This window comes from Streptomyces sp. NPDC051740, assembly GCF_044453165.1.
In the GTDB taxonomy this organism is placed as follows: Bacteria; Actinomycetota; Actinomycetes; order Streptomycetales; family Streptomycetaceae; genus Streptomyces; species Streptomyces atrovirens.
Genome location: NZ_JBITCL010000002.1, coordinates 236285 through 251181, shown reverse-complemented (window position 1 = coordinate 251181; position 14897 = coordinate 236285). Strand labels below are relative to the sequence as shown.

The 14897-nt window shown below is 72.2% G+C and carries 12 protein-coding genes; 5 read left to right on the top strand and 7 right to left on the bottom strand.

The window, feature by feature from the left end:
* Nucleotides 1-135 precede the first annotated feature (135 nt).
* Nucleotides 136-720, bottom strand: coding sequence for a biotin transporter BioY (locus tag ACIA6T_RS04185; protein WP_399445009.1), 585 nt, complete (start codon nucleotides 718-720; stop codon nucleotides 136-138).
* Between the two features lie 576 nt (nucleotides 721-1296).
* Here ACIA6T_RS04185 and ACIA6T_RS04180 point away from each other — a divergent pair.
* Nucleotides 1297-1539: a hypothetical protein gene (locus tag ACIA6T_RS04180; RefSeq protein ID WP_073931872.1), complete on the top strand. Its 243-nt coding sequence runs from the start codon at nucleotides 1297-1299 to the stop codon at nucleotides 1537-1539.
* A gap of 3 nt (nucleotides 1540-1542) precedes the next feature.
* On the opposite strand, the gene ACIA6T_RS04175 is transcribed toward ACIA6T_RS04180, so the two are convergent.
* Nucleotides 1543-2190: a DsbA family protein gene (locus ACIA6T_RS04175; protein WP_399445008.1), complete on the bottom strand. Its 648-nt coding sequence runs from the start codon at nucleotides 2188-2190 to the stop codon at nucleotides 1543-1545.
* A 138-nt stretch (nucleotides 2191-2328) separates the two neighbouring features.
* On the opposite strand from ACIA6T_RS04175, the gene pepN (ACIA6T_RS04170) reads away from it, so the two are divergent.
* Both pepN (ACIA6T_RS04170) and ACIA6T_RS04165 read left to right on the top strand, forming a co-directional pair.
* Nucleotides 2329-4923 (top strand): aminopeptidase N, encoded by a 2595-nt coding sequence (gene pepN / locus ACIA6T_RS04170; protein ID WP_399445007.1) that lies wholly within the window; start codon nucleotides 2329-2331, stop codon nucleotides 4921-4923.
* Between the two features lie 179 nt (nucleotides 4924-5102).
* A complete protein-coding gene (locus tag ACIA6T_RS04165) occupies nucleotides 5103-6155 on the top strand; it encodes a hypothetical protein (protein WP_399445006.1) in 1053 nt (350 codons plus the stop codon).
* 90 nt (nucleotides 6156-6245) lie between these two features.
* On the opposite strand, the gene ACIA6T_RS04160 is transcribed toward ACIA6T_RS04165, so the two are convergent.
* From ACIA6T_RS04160 to ACIA6T_RS04150, 3 genes are all read right to left on the bottom strand, one after another.
* Complete coding sequence (locus tag ACIA6T_RS04160; RefSeq protein ID WP_399445005.1) at nucleotides 6246-7415, bottom strand: serine hydrolase domain-containing protein; 1170 nt, start codon at nucleotides 7413-7415, stop codon at nucleotides 6246-6248.
* Nucleotides 7416-7638: 223 nt separating this feature from the next.
* Nucleotides 7639-8451, bottom strand: a complete 813-nt coding sequence (locus ACIA6T_RS04155; protein WP_399445004.1) for a hypothetical protein — start codon at nucleotides 8449-8451, stop codon at nucleotides 7639-7641.
* Nucleotide 8452: 1 nt separating this feature from the next.
* The gene (locus tag ACIA6T_RS04150) at nucleotides 8453-8995 is read right to left on the bottom strand and encodes a sigma-70 family RNA polymerase sigma factor (RefSeq protein ID WP_399445003.1); all 543 of its coding nucleotides are present in this window, start codon (nucleotides 8993-8995) and stop codon (nucleotides 8453-8455) included.
* A gap of 334 nt (nucleotides 8996-9329) precedes the next feature.
* On the opposite strand from ACIA6T_RS04150, the gene ACIA6T_RS04145 reads away from it, so the two are divergent.
* Nucleotides 9330-10346, top strand: a complete 1017-nt coding sequence (locus ACIA6T_RS04145; protein WP_399445002.1) for an aspartate-semialdehyde dehydrogenase — start codon at nucleotides 9330-9332, stop codon at nucleotides 10344-10346.
* A 60-nt stretch (nucleotides 10347-10406) separates the two neighbouring features.
* On the opposite strand, the gene ACIA6T_RS04140 is transcribed toward ACIA6T_RS04145, so the two are convergent.
* The gene (locus ACIA6T_RS04140; RefSeq protein ID WP_399445001.1) at nucleotides 10407-10601 is read right to left on the bottom strand and encodes a type II toxin-antitoxin system PemK/MazF family toxin; all 195 of its coding nucleotides are present in this window, start codon (nucleotides 10599-10601) and stop codon (nucleotides 10407-10409) included.
* A 78-nt stretch (nucleotides 10602-10679) separates the two neighbouring features.
* On the opposite strand from ACIA6T_RS04140, the gene pepN (ACIA6T_RS04135) reads away from it, so the two are divergent.
* Complete coding sequence (gene pepN, locus ACIA6T_RS04135; protein ID WP_399445000.1) at nucleotides 10680-13295, top strand: aminopeptidase N; 2616 nt, start codon at nucleotides 10680-10682, stop codon at nucleotides 13293-13295.
* Nucleotides 13296-13650: 355 nt separating this feature from the next.
* Here pepN (ACIA6T_RS04135) and ACIA6T_RS04130 read toward each other — a convergent pair whose 3' ends face one another.
* A complete protein-coding gene (locus ACIA6T_RS04130; RefSeq protein ID WP_399444999.1) occupies nucleotides 13651-14805 on the bottom strand; it encodes an RNA-guided endonuclease InsQ/TnpB family protein in 1155 nt (384 codons plus the stop codon).
* Nucleotides 14806-14897: the final 92 nt, after the last annotated feature.

The following is a 14897-nucleotide window of genomic DNA, read 5'->3' as shown; positions in this document are numbered from 1 at the left end:
GCCCCCCCCCCCCCCCCCCCCCGCCCGCGCCGCGCCCCCCCCCCCGCGCCCCCCCCCCCCCCCCCCCCGGGGGGGGGGGCGCGGCCGCCCCCCCCCCCCCCCCCCCCCCCGCCTCTCGCCTTGGAACCCGGGAGATCACCGCTTGTCGGCGAACTTCCAGGCCGTCGGCAGCACGCCCATCGCCAGGGCCGCCTTCAGGGCGTCGCCGATGAGGAACGGGGTGAGGCCGGCCGCGATCGCGGCGGAGGCGGACATGCCGGTGGCGAGGGCCAGGTAGGGCACGCCGACGGCGTAGATGATCGCCGAGCCGAGCACCATGGTGCCCGCCGTGCGCCAGGCGGAGCGGTCGGCGCCGCGGCGGGCCAGCGCGCCCACGACGACGGAGGCCAGCAGCATGCCGAGGACGTAACCGAAGGACGGCATGCCCATCCCCGACTTGCCCTCCGCGAACCACGGCACGCCGGCCGCGCCCACCAGCGCGTACACCGCGAGGGAGGCGAAGCCGCGGCGGGCGCCGAGGGCGGTGCCGACGAGGAGCGCCGCGAAGGTCTGGCCGGTCACCGGCACCGGGGAGCCGGGGACGGGCACCGCGATCTGGGCGGCGAGGCCGGTGAGCGCGGCGCCGCCGAGCACGAGTGCGGCGTTCCGGACACGGGAGGCCGGGACGAGGTCCGCGAGGACCTGTCCGGACCGGACGGACGTGACGGTGGCGGTGCTCATGGGGTCTCCGCGGGGTGAGGGCAGTTGGGGACACCGCGACGCTATACCGGCGCCCGCGCGCCGATCACCGTCAGCGCTCGACAAAGGCGCCGACGCGGTCTTGGTGGGCTCCTGACAAAGGGCGGGGATGATGAGGGGCCTGGGGTGACGCCGGTCACTGAGGTGAGGTGGTTTCGCCGACACCTCCGGGTGGTACGGCGGCTGTAGGGATCCACCAAACAGGCTGTGCGACACCTCGCACCACGTCGCCCGCCGTCCGCGACGAACGCCCGCGCCTACGGCGCCTCGCGCATCGGCTACCGACGGCCGGGGGATACGCCCGGCAGCGGGCGCGCGCCCGGAGCCGACGCCCGACCCGGCGGCCCTCGTGTGAACACGCGGGGGCCGTTTCGCGTACCGGGGCTCACGGACGACCCCTTCCGCTGTTAGCGTGCAGTTGCGAGTCATGCGCAATAAGTGTCCTGCCTCGTGATCGTCTTCTCACCGTTCACCCGGCAGGTGGAAAGAGGGAAGCCCCCGCGAGGACAGGACTCGCGGGGGCTTCCGGTATGCGGCAATCCGGGCCATGGTTGCGCAATGGCGACACAGAGGACGATGAGGGACTACTGCTGGACCTGCGACGGGGACCAGCAACACCGTCAGCTGAACAAGAAGGAGGAGGACTGGCTCAAGGAACGGCTCGGCCGGTCCGGGGTCGGCGAGTTCTGGCTCTGTGTGAACGTGCTCGACCCCGACACCGGCAAGCAGTGCCGCAACCTGCGCACCGGCTTCAACAAGAAGCCCTTCGCCGCGCCGATCAAAGTGCCCGTGATCGAGTGACCGTCACAGGTTGCTGAAGTCCGGCCCCTTCGTCCGGGAGCGCTTGATCTCGTAGAAGCCGGGGACGGAGGCCACCGCGAGGGTGCCGTCCCACAGGCGGGCGGCCTCGTCGCCCTTGGGCGCCGGGGTGACGACCGGGCCGAAGAAGGCGATCTCCTCGCCGTCGGGTCCGGGGACCGCGATGACCGGGGTGCCGACCTCCTGGCCCACCTTCTCGATGCCCTCCTTGTGGGAGGCGCGCAGCTCGGGCTCGTAGGGGGTGGAGTCCCAGTGCTCCATGAGGGACTCGGGCAGGCCGACGTCCTTCAGGGCGGCGGCGACCGTCTCCCGGCCCGGGCCCTCGCCCTGGTTGTGGATGCGGGTGCCGAGCGCGGTGTAGAGGTCGCCGAGCACCTCCGCGCCGTGCTCCCGCTGGGCCGCGATGACCACCCGGACCGGGCCCCAGGCCTTGACCTCCAGCATCTCGCGGTATTCGGCGGGAAGCTCGTCGAGCTTGTCCTCGTTGAGGACGGCGAGGCTCATCAGGTGCCAGCGGACCTCGATGTCCCGCACCTTCTCCACCTCCAGCACCCAGCGGGAGGTCATCCAGGCCCAGGGGCACAGCGGGTCGAACCAGAAGTCGACGGGCGTGGCGGTCGTCTTGTCCGGCATGTCTCTCCTCAGGAAAGGAAAAGGTCGTCCCTGCGAACATCGTGAGGGGTCCCGGCCATTCCCGCCCGCCCCGTGTCAGGAGCGCATGGCAGGATCGGTCCTGATCATCCATGTCGACGACGCATGAGGAGTCCGCCCGTGCCCGGTGAGAACCTGACCCGTGACGAGGCCCGGGAGCGGGCAGCCCTGCTGTCCGTCGACGGGTACGAGGTGTCCCTGGACCTGCGTTCGGCGGTCGGCGAGCACAGCGGCGGGGAGCCGCGCGCCTTCCGCTCCGTCACCACCGTCCGGTTCCGCTGCGCCGAACCGGGCGCGAGCAGCTTCGCGGACCTGATCGCACCGGCCGTGACGGCCGTCTCCCTCAACGGGCGGGACCTCGACCCCGGCCAGGTCTTCGACGGCTCGCGGATCCTGCTGGAGGACCTGGCCGCCGAGAACGAGCTCGTCGTCGACGCGCAGTGCGCCTACTCCCGCACCGGTGAGGGCATGCACCGCTTCGTCGACCCCGAGGACGGCGAGGTGTACCTCTACACCCAGTACGAGCCGGCCGACTCCCGTCGCGTCTTCGCGGGCTTCGAGCAGCCCGACCTCAAGGCGCCCTACCGCTTCGAGGTGCGCGCCCCCGAGGGCTGGACGGTGTGGAGCAACGGGGCCGGTGAACTCGCCGACGGGGTGTGGCGGTTCGCGGAGACCAAGCCGATCTCGACGTACATCACGTGCGTGGTGGCCGGCCCGTACCACTACGTGACCGACTCCTACGAGCGGGTCCTCGGGGACGGCACGCGGCTGGAGATCCCGCTCGGCGCGATGTGCCGCAAGGGTCTCGCCCCGCACTTCGACGCCGACGACGTGTTCCTGGTGACCAAGCAGGGCCTGGACTTCTTCCACGACCACTTCGACTACCCGTACCCGTTCGGCAAGTACGACCAGGCGTTCGTGCCCGAGTACAACCTGGGCGCGATGGAGAACCCGGGGATGGTGACCTTCCGGGAGGAGTTCATCTTCCGGGGGAAGGTCACGCGGGCGTCGTACGAGGGCCGGGCCAACGTCATCCTGCACGAGATGGCGCACATGTGGTTCGGCGACCTGGTCACCATGGAGTGGTGGGACGACCTGTGGCTGAAGGAGTCCTTCGCGGACTTCATGGGCGCGTTCTCGCTGGTCGGCGCGACCCGCTTCACCGACGGCTGGATCACCTTCGCCAACCGCCGCAAGGCGTGGGCGTACCGCGCGGACCAGCTCCCCTCCACGCACCCGATCACCGCCGACATCCGCGACCTCCAGGACGCCAAGCTCAACTTCGACGGCATCACGTACGCGAAGGGCGCCTCGGTGCTCAAGCAGCTGGTGGCGTACGTCGGTCAGGACGCGTTCCTGGAGGGCGCCCGGCGCTACTTCAAGCGGCACGCGTACGGCAACACCCGGCTCGGTGATCTGCTGTCGGTCCTTGAGGAGACCAGCGGGCGGGACATGGCCGCCTGGTCGCGGGCCTGGCTGCAGACGGCCGGCGTCAACTCCCTCACCCCGCAGGTGCTGCTGCGTGAGGACGGCAGGATCGACGAGCTGGCGATCGTGCAGGAGGCCGCCGAGTCGCACCCCGAACTGCGCCCGCACCGGGTGGCGGTGGGCCTGTACCGGCGCACCGAGGACGCCGGGGGGCCGCCGGCGCTGGAGCGGTACGCGCGGGCCGAGACGGACGTCGAGGGCGCGCGTACGGTCGTGGCGGAGCTGGCGGGCGCCGAGGCGCCTGACCTGGTGCTGGTCAACGACGACGACCTGACGTACTGCAAGACGCGGTTCGACGAGACCTCGCTGGCGGCGCTGCGGCGCGATCTCGGCCACATGACCGACCCGCTGGCCCGCGCCCTGTGCTGGTCGGCGCTGTGGAACATGACGCGGGACGCGCTGCTGCCGGCCCGGGAGTTCATCGGCCTGGTGGTGAAGTTCGCGGGCCGGGAGACGGACATCGGCGTACTGCAGATGCTGCACGCGTGGGCGGAGTCGGCGGCGGTGCACTACACCGCGGCCGAGCGGCGGGCGGAGGCCGGACGGGAGCTGTGCCAAGTCGCCTCCATCCAGATGTACTCCCCCGATGCGGGCAGCGAGCACCAGCTCGCGTGGGCGCGGTTCTTCGCGCGCGTGGCCGACGTGCCGGCCGCCTTCGAGCTGCTGACCTCGCTGCTCGACGGCACGGTGACCCTGCCGGGCCTGGAGGTCGACCAGGAGCTGCGCTGGGCGTTCCTGGAGCCGCTGGCCGCGCACGGCGTGGCGGACGAGAAGCGGCTGGACGCGGAGCTGGCCCGGGACGACACCGCGTCCGGCAAGCGGCACCACGTGCGCTGTCTGGCCGCCCGCCCGTCGGCGGCGGTCAAGGCGCAGTGCTGGGCGCAGGTCGTGGAGTCGGACGCGCTGTCCAACGCGCTGGTGGAGGCCACCATCTCGGGCTTCGCGCAGGCGTCCCAGCGGGAGCTGCTCGCGCCGTACGCGGAGAAGTACTTCGCGGCGATCGAGCGGGTGTGGACCGAGCGGTCGATCCAGATCGGCATGGACGTGGTGCGGGGCCTGTTCCCCTCCTTCCAGGACTCGCGGGCGACGCTGGACGCGACGGACGCGTGGCTCACGTCCCACGAGGACGCGGCCCCGGCCCTGCGCCGCCTGGTCCTGGAGTCCCGCGACGACCTGGCCCGCGCCCTGCGCGGCCAGGCCTGCGACGCGGCCGCCGCCGATCGCTGAGTGCCGCGACCGGCCGTTCCGTCACCGTTACAAGATGCCCGTAACCCCTGGTCCGCACCCGAACGGACCAGGGGTTTCCGGTACCCGAACACGCGTCCTTCAGTGCCGCCTTGTCCTCATTTGTCGACGAGCCTGTAACAGGGGTTCGGAGCCGGCTCGGAGGCGGGAAATTGCCGGGCATGAACCACAACACCCCGCTCTCCCCCCGCCCCCTGCACCACCTCTCCGCCGGTGCCGGACGCCGGGTGCTGACCCACGCGCAACTGCGCGCCCACGGCGTCTCGGCCGCGAAGGCAAACGAGCAGTGCCGCCCCGGCGGGCCCTGGCTGCAACTGCTCCCGGGCGTCGTCCTGCTCCACCCCGGCCCGCCGACCAGCGAGGAGCGGCTGCACGCGGTGCTGATGTACGCGGCACGGGAGCGGACCGCGGGCGTCCCCGTGCAGCCCGGTACGGAGAGCCCTCCCGCGTCCGCCTACGGGGAGGCGATGATCACCGGGCCGGCCGCGCTGACCCTGCACGGCTTCTCCTCCACTCCCCCGCTGCCGTCCCTGGATGCCTTCGACGTGCTGGTCCCGCGGCTGCGCCGGCTGCGCTCGACGGGCTGCGCCCGGATCGTCCGCACCCCCGAGCTGCCCGTCCCGGAGCAGATCACGGGCCTGCCGGTGGCCCCGGTCCCGCGTGCGCTGGCCGACGCCGTGGCCGGCCTGCAGGACGCGGGCACGGTACGCGGGCTGCTCACGGAGGCGGTGCGCGGCGGCTTCTGCGACCCGGCGGCGGTGGTGCGCGAACTGACCGCCGCGAAGCTGCTGAACCGGCCGCACGTGGTGGACGCGGTGGACTCGCTGCTGGCCGAGGGGCGGACGCTGGCGGAGTCCCGGCTGTACCGGATGGTGCGCGAGCACGGCCTGCCCGACCCGTGCTGGAACGTCGACCTGCGGCTGCCGGGCGGACCCCACCTCGGCGGCGTGGACGCGTACTGGCCGGAGCACGCGGTGGCGGTGGAGCTGGACACCCGCGCGCCGCGCCCGGGCCGGCGGCCCGACGACGAGGCCGAGTGGTCGGAGTACGCCCGCAGGCGCGAGCACCTGGAGCGCCTCGGCATCACGGTCGTCCACGTCACCCCGCGGGGGCTCCGGGACGCGATGGAGCAGCAGGCGGCGGTGGTCCGTACGGCGCTGATCGCCTCGGCCGACCGCGACCCGTCGGCGTATGTCGTGGTGCTGCCCCGGTAGGGGGCCGGGGCGGCACCGTCAGGAGGGGGGCGGAGGGGCCGCCGGGAACCGTCGCCCGGTGGCCCCTCCCGTGTGTCCGGGCCGCGGGCGTCAGTCGCCGCAGAACTCCGCCTCGATCACCGCCTCGGTGTCGCCCGTCCAGTCACCGTTGAAGTTGAACGCCAGGGAGTGCCGGCCGTCCTTCGTCGTGACGGCCTCGGACACGGAGCCGTGGATGCCGCCGCCGTGGCCCCAGACGGCCACGCCGCAGCTCAGCGTGGTCCTCATCAGGCCCAGCCCGTAGGCGCGGGTGGCGTCCACGGGGACCATGGTGGTCATCTCGTTCAACTGCTCCCGGGGGAGCAGCCGGCCCGTCAGCAGGGCGCGGTAGAAGCGGTTCAGGTCCTTGGAGTCGGAGATCATCTCGCCCGCCGAGTGGGCGAGGGACGGGTTGATGCGCGTGACGTCGTACGTGGGGCCGGTCGCGGTCGGTGCCAGTTTGGAGTAGGCGCGGCTGCTGGGGCGGGGCAGGGAGGCACGGGTGCCGGGGACCGAGGTGGCGGTCAGGTGCAGGGGGTCGACGACGCGCCGGCGGACCTCCTCGCCGTAGGGGCGGCCGGTGGCCTTCTCGATCACCATGCCGGCCAGGACGTAGTTGGTGTTGGAGTAGTGCCAGGAGGCGCCGGGTTCGAAGTGCGGCTCGTGGGCCAGGGCGATCCGTACGAGTTCCTCCGGGGCCAGGGTGTCGTAGCGGTGCTCGAGGAAGCCGCCCTCCTTCGTGAAGTACGTGCGGCCGAAGTCCTCGTCCTCCGTGTAGTTGAAGACGCCGCTGGTGTGGTTCAGCAGTTGCCTGAGGGTGATCCGGGTGCCGTCGTGGCCGTTGCCGGTCACCAGGCCGGGCAGCCAGGTCTCGACGGTGTCGTCCAGGGACAGCTTCCCCTCGGCCTCCAGTTGCAGCAGCACCGTCGCCACGAAGGTCTTGGTGATGCTGCCGACCCGGTAGTGGTCCTGCGGGGAACGCTTCCGTTCCGTGCGGAGGTCGCCCACCCCGGCCGTCGCCGCCCAGGTGCCCCTCCCGTCCCGCGCCGTCGCGGTCACACCGGGCACGCCCGCGGCGACCGCGGCCTTCATCGCCCGGTGGGTCGCCCGGTGGTCGCCGGTGCCGGTGGCGGCGGTGGTGTTCCCCGTTCGGGCCCCGGTGTCCGAGGGCGCCGCCACGGCGGGGACCGCCAGGGCCGCCGAAAGGGCCACCGCCGCCACCGCTGTCGTCCGCATCCGCATGCTCGTGTCTCCCCTGTTCATCGGGCATGGTCGCGGGGAGGGACCGCGGACGGGCCGGCGGGGTTGCCGCCGGCCCAGGTGGTTGACCGGGTTTCGGCCTTTCTCCCGGGGTGGTTCGGTGGTGCGGTCCTCCGGGCGCCGGCCCGGTCCGCGGGGCTTCCCGGACCGCGCGGGACGGCGAAGGGGCGGGCGTCCTCCGTGGACGCCCGCCCCTTCGCCGTACTCAGTCGCAGGTGAGGGTGCGCGACTCGGGGAGCGAGGCGATGATCCGGGCCCGCTCGGGGGCGATGGCCGCCTCACCGGCGACCACCGTGTCCGGGTGGACGCCGTCGGGTGGCATGCCGACCAGCACGAGATCGCCCTCGCGCAGCGGGGTGTCGCCGGGGAGGTCCCGGAGGAAGGCGACCTCGCCCTCGCCCTTGTAGTAGCGGCTCGCCCTCAGCGTGACGCGCTCCGCCTCGGCCCCCGGCACCGGGTCCACCGCCAGTACGGTGCCCTCGGCGACGAGGCGGGCGCAGGCGAGGTAGCGGGGGCTGCCGAAGGCGACCCCGGCCGCCTCCTCCCCGCCCGCCTCCTTGGAGTCGGCCCGCGCGGCGGAACTGCCCGCGTCCGAGTCGGACACTCCCCCGGCCTGCGTCACGAGCCACCCCGTACCGACGACGACGGTGGCGGCAGCGGCGGCCACGAGGGCGCCGAGGGCGGCCTTGAGGGGCCGGCGCCGGCCGCGGTGCGGCCCGCGGGGGCCGCGCACGGTGCCGGGACGCCCGCCGGCCGGGGTCCTCACCGCCGGCCGGGCGACTGCCCCGTCCGCGGTCTCCTCGCCGGGGGCCGCGAGGGCGTCCCCGATCAGTGCCAGCCGCTCCCTCAGTACGGCGACGTCGGCGGCGGCCGCCCGGTGCGCGGCCGTGAACGCCGGGTCCTGCCGGGCCCGCGCGGGCAGCGGCTCGTCGAGGATGGCGGCCATCAGCGCGTCCATGCCGTCGTACTCGGCGTTCTGGGCGTTCCCGGCGTCCCGGTGTTCGTCGTGGGCGGGCATGTCAGACCACCTCGTCCTCGTGCAGGCGGGCGCGCAGGGCGCGTACCGCCGTGTGCAGCCTGCTCTTGACCGTGCCCTCCGGGACGCCGAGCTGTTCGGCGATGGACCGGACCGGCAGGTCGGCGTAGAAGCGCAGCACGACCACCTGGCGCTGCGCGTCGGGCAGCTCGTCCAGGCCGCGGGCCACGGCGAGGGAGAGCAGGCTGGTCTCCTCGCCGGAAGGGGCCGTCTCCGCCGGACGGAGCGCGGCGAGGCGCTCGCCCAGCCGCTCCTGGCGGCGTTTGGCCCGGTGCCAGTCCATGGCGAGGTTGGAGGCGACGACCGCCGCCCACGCCGAGACGTCCCGTGGCGCCTCCCGTCCGCTCGCGGCGCGTTCCAGCAGCCGCAGGCGGACCTGCTGCACCCCGTCCGGCAGGTCCGCCTGCGGTACCCCGCCCAGTGCGAGCACCGCCCGCACCCGGCGTTCCTGCGCCGCGTCCAGCGGGTCGTCGTCCGTGGCGACGGACGACGGCCCCCGGCCGCGCCGGATCCTTCCGCGCAGCACCGGCCACCCCCCTCACACTGTTTCCCCTACGACGCCGCTTCCGCCCGGAACGTTCGGCCGGGTTCTCCGGATCCGGTCGAGGCGTACGTCACACCTCCGTGTGGCCGGGACCGGACCGGGCAGGGGACCTTGCGGTCCACAGCCCCCGACGGCTGAATTTCTGCAGCTCAGGGGCGTGACGGCCGAAGGTCCGCAACCGGTGGCCGCCACCGGTGTGTCCCACTTCGCGAGCGGGATCCGCAAAGAATTGGACAGGCGGGCCGTGGTCGGCCGCATCATGGAAGAGCCTCGGCCAGGCATTCGGATACGAATCAGGACAAATTAGGGAGTCGCCGTGAGGGTCGGAATCGTCGGAGCCACCGGTCAGGTGGGCACGGTCATGCGCAGGATCCTCAAGGAGCGGAACTTCCCGGTCACGGAGCTGCGCCTGTTCGCCTCGGCCCGCTCGGCCGGCACGGAGCTGGACGGCGTGACGGTGGAGGACGCGTCCACCGCCGACTACAGCGGCCTGGACATCGTGCTGTTCTCCGCGGGCGGCGCGACCTCGAAGGCGCTGGCCGAGAAGGTCGCCGCGCAGGGCGCGGTCGTGATCGACAACTCCTCCGCCTGGCGCAAGGACCCCGAGGTCCCCCTCGTCGTCTCCGAGGTGAACCCGCACGCGATCGCGAACCGCCCCAAGGGCATCATCGCCAACCCGAACTGCACGACGATGGCCGCGATGCCGGTCCTGCGTCCGCTGCACGCGGAGGCGGGCCTTCGGGCGCTGGTCGTCGCCACGTACCAGGCCGTGTCCGGTTCCGGCCTCGCGGGCGTCGCGGAGCTGCACGGCCAGGCGCAGAAGGTGATCGACGAGGCCGACAAGCTGACCCACGACGGCGCGGCGGTCGACTTCCCCGAGCCCGGCGTCTACAAGCGCCCCATCGCCTTCAACGTGCTGCCGCTGGCCGGCAACCTCGTCGACGACGGTCTGAACGAGACCGACGAGGAGCAGAAGCTGCGCAACGAGTCCCGCAAGATCCTGGAGATCCCCGAGCTGAAGGTCTCCGGCACGTGCGTGCGCGTCCCGGTGTTCTCCGGGCACTCGCTGCAGATCAACGCCCGTTTCGCCCGCCCGATCAGCGCCGAGCGCGCGACCGAGCTGCTGGCGGACGCCCCCGGTGTCGTCCTCACCGACATCCCCACCCCGCTCCAGGCCGCCGGCCAGGACCCGTCGTACGTCGGCCGGATCCGCCCCGACGAGACGGTGGAGCACGGCCTCGCGCTGTTCGTCTCCAACGACAACCTCCGCAAGGGCGCGGCGCTGAACGCCGTACAGATCGCGGAGCTGGTGGCGGCGGAGCTGAGCGCGTAACACCGCGGGCATGACCGAACCGAGGGAGCGCCCCACCGGTGGGGCGCTCCCTCGGGGCGCTCAGAGCGCCAGGTGCCACCGCAGCGCCACGTCGATATCGGCCATGCGCTGTCGGGGGACGACGCCGACCCGTTGCAGCAGACGCTGCGGTGCGACGGCGCGCACCTGCTCGCACTGCGCCTTGGAGTCCTTGGGCAGCCGGCTTTCGTCGGAGCCGCACCCCTCGCCCGCCGGACGACACAGGGGAATCCCCATGGTCCGGCTCGGTCATCGCCTCATCCCGATGTCGCGTGGAAGGATGGCGCAACCCACACATATCGAGGAGATGACCGCGTGCCTGGCACAAACCTGACTCGCGAAGAGGCGCGGCAGCGGGCGAAGCTGCTGACCGTTGACTCGTACGAGATCGATCTCGACCTCTCCGGCGCGCAGGGTGGGGGCACCTCCCGCTCGGGCGAAGCCGAGAGTGGGGGAGGCACCTACCGGTCCGTGACCACGGTGCGCTTCGACGTCGCCGAGGACGGCGACGGCGCGGAGTCCTTCATCGACCTGGTGGCCCCCACCGTGCACGAGGTGACCCTCAACGGGGACTCCCTCGACCCCGCCGAGGTCTTCGCGGACTCCCGTATCGCCCTGCCCGGCCTGCTGAAGGGCCGCAACATCCTCCGGGTGAGCGCCGACTGCGCGTACACCAACACGGGTGAGGGCCTGCACCGGTTCGTCGACCCGGTCGACGGCCAGGCGTACCTGTACACCCAGTTCGAGGTGCCGGACGCCCGCCGCGTCTTCGCGAGCTTCGAGCAGCCCGACCTGAAGGCGACCTTCCAGTTCACCGTGAAGGCGCCGGAGGGCTGGACCGTCGTCTCCAACTCGCCCACGCCGGAACCGGTGGAGAACGTTTGGACGTTCGAGCCGACCCCGCGCATCTCGTCATACATCACGGCGCTGATCGTCGGCCCGTACCACTCCGTGCACAGCGTCTACGAGAAGGACGGCCGGTCCGTCCCGCTCGGCATCTACTGCCGGCCGTCGCTGGCCGAGTACCTCGACTCCGACGCGATCTTCGAGGTCACCCGGCAGGGCTTCGACTGGTTCCAGGAGAAGTTCGACTACGCGTACCCGTTCGCCAAGTACGACCAGCTCTTCGTGCCGGAGTTCAACGCGGGCGCGATGGAGAACGCGGGCGCGGTGACCATCCGTGACCAGTACGTCTTCCGGTCGAAGGTGACGGACGCGGCGTACGAGGTCCGCGCGGAGACCATCCTGCACGAGCTGGCCCACATGTGGTTCGGCGACCTGGTCACCATGGAGTGGTGGAACGACCTGTGGCTGAACGAGTCGTTCGCCACGTACACGTCCATCGCCTGCCAGGCCGCCGCGCCCGGCTCGCGCTGGCCGCACTCGTGGACGACGTTCGCGAACTCGATGAAGACCTGGGCCTACCGCCAGGACCAGCTTCCGTCCACGCACCCGATCATGGCGGACATCCGTGACCTGGACGACGTGCTCGTCAACTTCGACGGCATCACGTACGCCAAGGGCGCGTCCGTGCTGAAGCAGCTCGTCGCGTACGTCGGTGAGGACGAGTTCTTCCGGGGCGTGCAGGCGTACTTCAAGCGCCACGCGTACGGCAACACGCGCCTGTCCGACCTGCTGGGCGCGCTGGAGGAGACCTCCGGGCGCGATCTGAAGACGTGGTCGAAGCAGTGGCTGGAGACGGCCGGCATCAACGTCCTGCGCCCGGAGATCGAGACGGACGCCGAGGGGGTCATCACCTCCTTCGCCGTCCGCCAGGAGGCCCCGGCGCTCCCGGCCGGCGCGAAGGGCGAGCCGACGCTGCGCCCGCACCGCATCGCGGTCGGCCTGTACGACCTCGACGGGGCGACCGGCAAGCTGGTGCGCGGCGAGCGCGTGGAACTGGACGTGGACGGCGAGCTGACGGCCGTGCCGCAGCTGGCCGGCAAGCGCCGCCCGGCGGTCGTCCTGCTGAACGACGACGACCTGTCGTACGCGAAGGTCCGTCTGGACGAGGCCTCGCTGGCGTTCGTCACCGAGCACCTGGGCGACTTCGCGGAGTCCCTCCCGCGTGCCCTGTGCTGGGCCTCCGCCTGGGACATGACGCGGGACGCGGAACTCGCCGCCCGCGACTACCTGTCCCTGGTGCTGTCGGGCATCGGCAAGGAGTCCGACATCGGTGTCGTGCAGTCGCTGCACCGCCAGGTGAAGCTGGCGATCGACCTGTACGCCGACCCGGGCGCCCGTGAGACCCTGCTGGCCCGCTGGACCGACGCCACGCTGGCCCACCTGCGGTCCGCCGAGCCGGCGAGCGACCACCAGCTCGCGTGGGCACGGGCGTTCGCGGCGACGGCCCGTACGCCGGAGCAGCTGGACCTGCTGGAGGGTCTGCTGGCCGGTACGCAGACCGTCGAGGGGCTGGCCGTGGACACGGAGCTGCGCTGGTCGTTCGTGCAGCGGCTGGCGGCGGTGGGCCGGTTCGACGAGGCGGAGATCGCGGGCGAGTACGAGCGGGACAGGACGGCGGCCGGTGAGCGGCACGCCGCGACCGCCCGCGCGGCCCGCCCGACCGAGGAGGCCAAGGCGGAGGCGTGGGCCTCGGTCGTCGAGTCCGACAAGCTGCCGAACGCCGTCCAGGAGGCGGTCATCGCCGGCTTCGTCCAGACCGACCAGCGGGAGCTGCTGGCGCCGTACACGGACCGGTACTTCGAGGTGCTGGCGGACGTCTGGGAGTCCCGCTCGCACGAGATGGCCCAGCAGATCGCGGTCGGCCTCTACCCGACGGTCCAGGTCTCCGGCGAGACCCTCGACAAGACGGACGCCTGGCTGACCTCCGCCGAGCCGAACGCGGCCCTGCGCCGCCTGGTCTCGGAATCCCGCGCGGGCGTGGAACGCGCCCTGCGCGCCCAGGCGGCGGACGCGGCGGCGTCCTAGCCGGTACGCGCGTCAGGGGCGCCCGGTGCTTGCGCCGGGCGCCCCTGTTCTCTATCCGCTGCCGGCCGCCCCCGGCCAGGAACCCGGCGATGGTCCGGACGGAGTCGTCCGAACCATCCACCCGCGGTCCCCGCATGAGCTGCGAGTCAAAGGGCATACGGGTCGGTGGCACCCACTTCCCCGGCGTCATCACCGCCGACCGCTTCCGGTGTGACGGGGAGCGCCTCTTCTGGGACGTCACCTTCTCAGCCGTGAGCGGCCGGGCTTGTGCGCTCGGTCGTTCACACCTCGTCGCGCTCCCGACTGCCCCCTACGACAGGGCGGTCACGGGTCGCATCCACCCAGCCCCCGTGGTTCAGGGGGCGGGTGCGGGTGCGGTGACGAACACCCACGCCGAGCGTGCGCGGTCGCGCACGTTGACCCCGGCGACGACATCGGCAGGCCCAGCGAGCCCGCACCGACGACAGCGAAACCGGTCCCGATGAGGCCGGTTGGCCCGCTCGGTGTGCCCGCGGCGCGGACAGCGCTGCGAGGTATGACGCGCGTCCACCTCCAAGAACGGCACCCCGGCCTTCTTGGCCTTGTAGGCGAGGTGCTGCCCGAGCTGGTGGAACGGCCAGGAGGAGAGGGTGTCCCGCTGGTCGCGGCGAAGCCGTACCCGTTCACGGATCCCGCCGAGCTCTTCGACGGCGATCCCGCGACCGGTGCGTTGCGCGAGGGACACGATCTCCTTGCTGATCTTGTGGTTCACGTGGGTGGCATGGCGCTTCTCCTTCTGTGCCCGGCAGGCGAGGCGGCGGGTGGCCGAGCGGGTGTTCCTCTTCTGGAGTTCGGTGCGTTTGCGGGCCTGCCAGCGCCGGTAGCGGGACAGACCGCGGCCCTGATAGCTCGCGTCGTCGGAAGTGGCGGCCAGGTTCACGATCCCCCGGTCCACCCCGATCCAGTCGGCCGGCTCGTACACCTCAGGCTCAGGAATGTCACAGGTAGCGACCAGGAACCACGTCCCGCCCCGCCGGACCAGGTCACTTTCCCCCTTGCGGCACTCCACCAGCGTCTTGAGCTGCTCGGGCGAGCAGGCGAACCGGAGACCCTTTATCCGCCCATTCACGGTCCAGATCGACACCGTGCGCGCGTCGTACCGCCAGGACAGGCAGCGGTCGTCGAACGGCTGGACCGCCTCAGGCCGGAAAGCGACCGGCGTACCGACCGCCCTGCGGTACCGCTTGGAGGTGGCCGCGCCCAGCCTCCCGGCCCGCAGACCGGCCTTCAGGGCCGCGTAGGCGTCAACGACCTTCTTCACCACCCGGACCGCCGGCTGCGCGGACAGCCCGAAGATGGTCTTCAAGTCCGCGTACACCTCCTTCTGCAGACCGTTGCGGTCCTTGAGGCCCTTGGCGAAAGCGACACCGGAGGCATGGACGGCGGCCCGGTTACAGGCACGCAGAGTCGCCTCCAAAGCCGACGCCTGCACGGGCGTCGGCAGCAGTTTCACCTGGACCACCAGTTTCATGACATCGGACCCCAGTCCGAGCACCGCACACACAATCGCAATTCACCCGGCAACCACCCGGGCAAGCGACCCGCGGGACGGATGTTCGCATT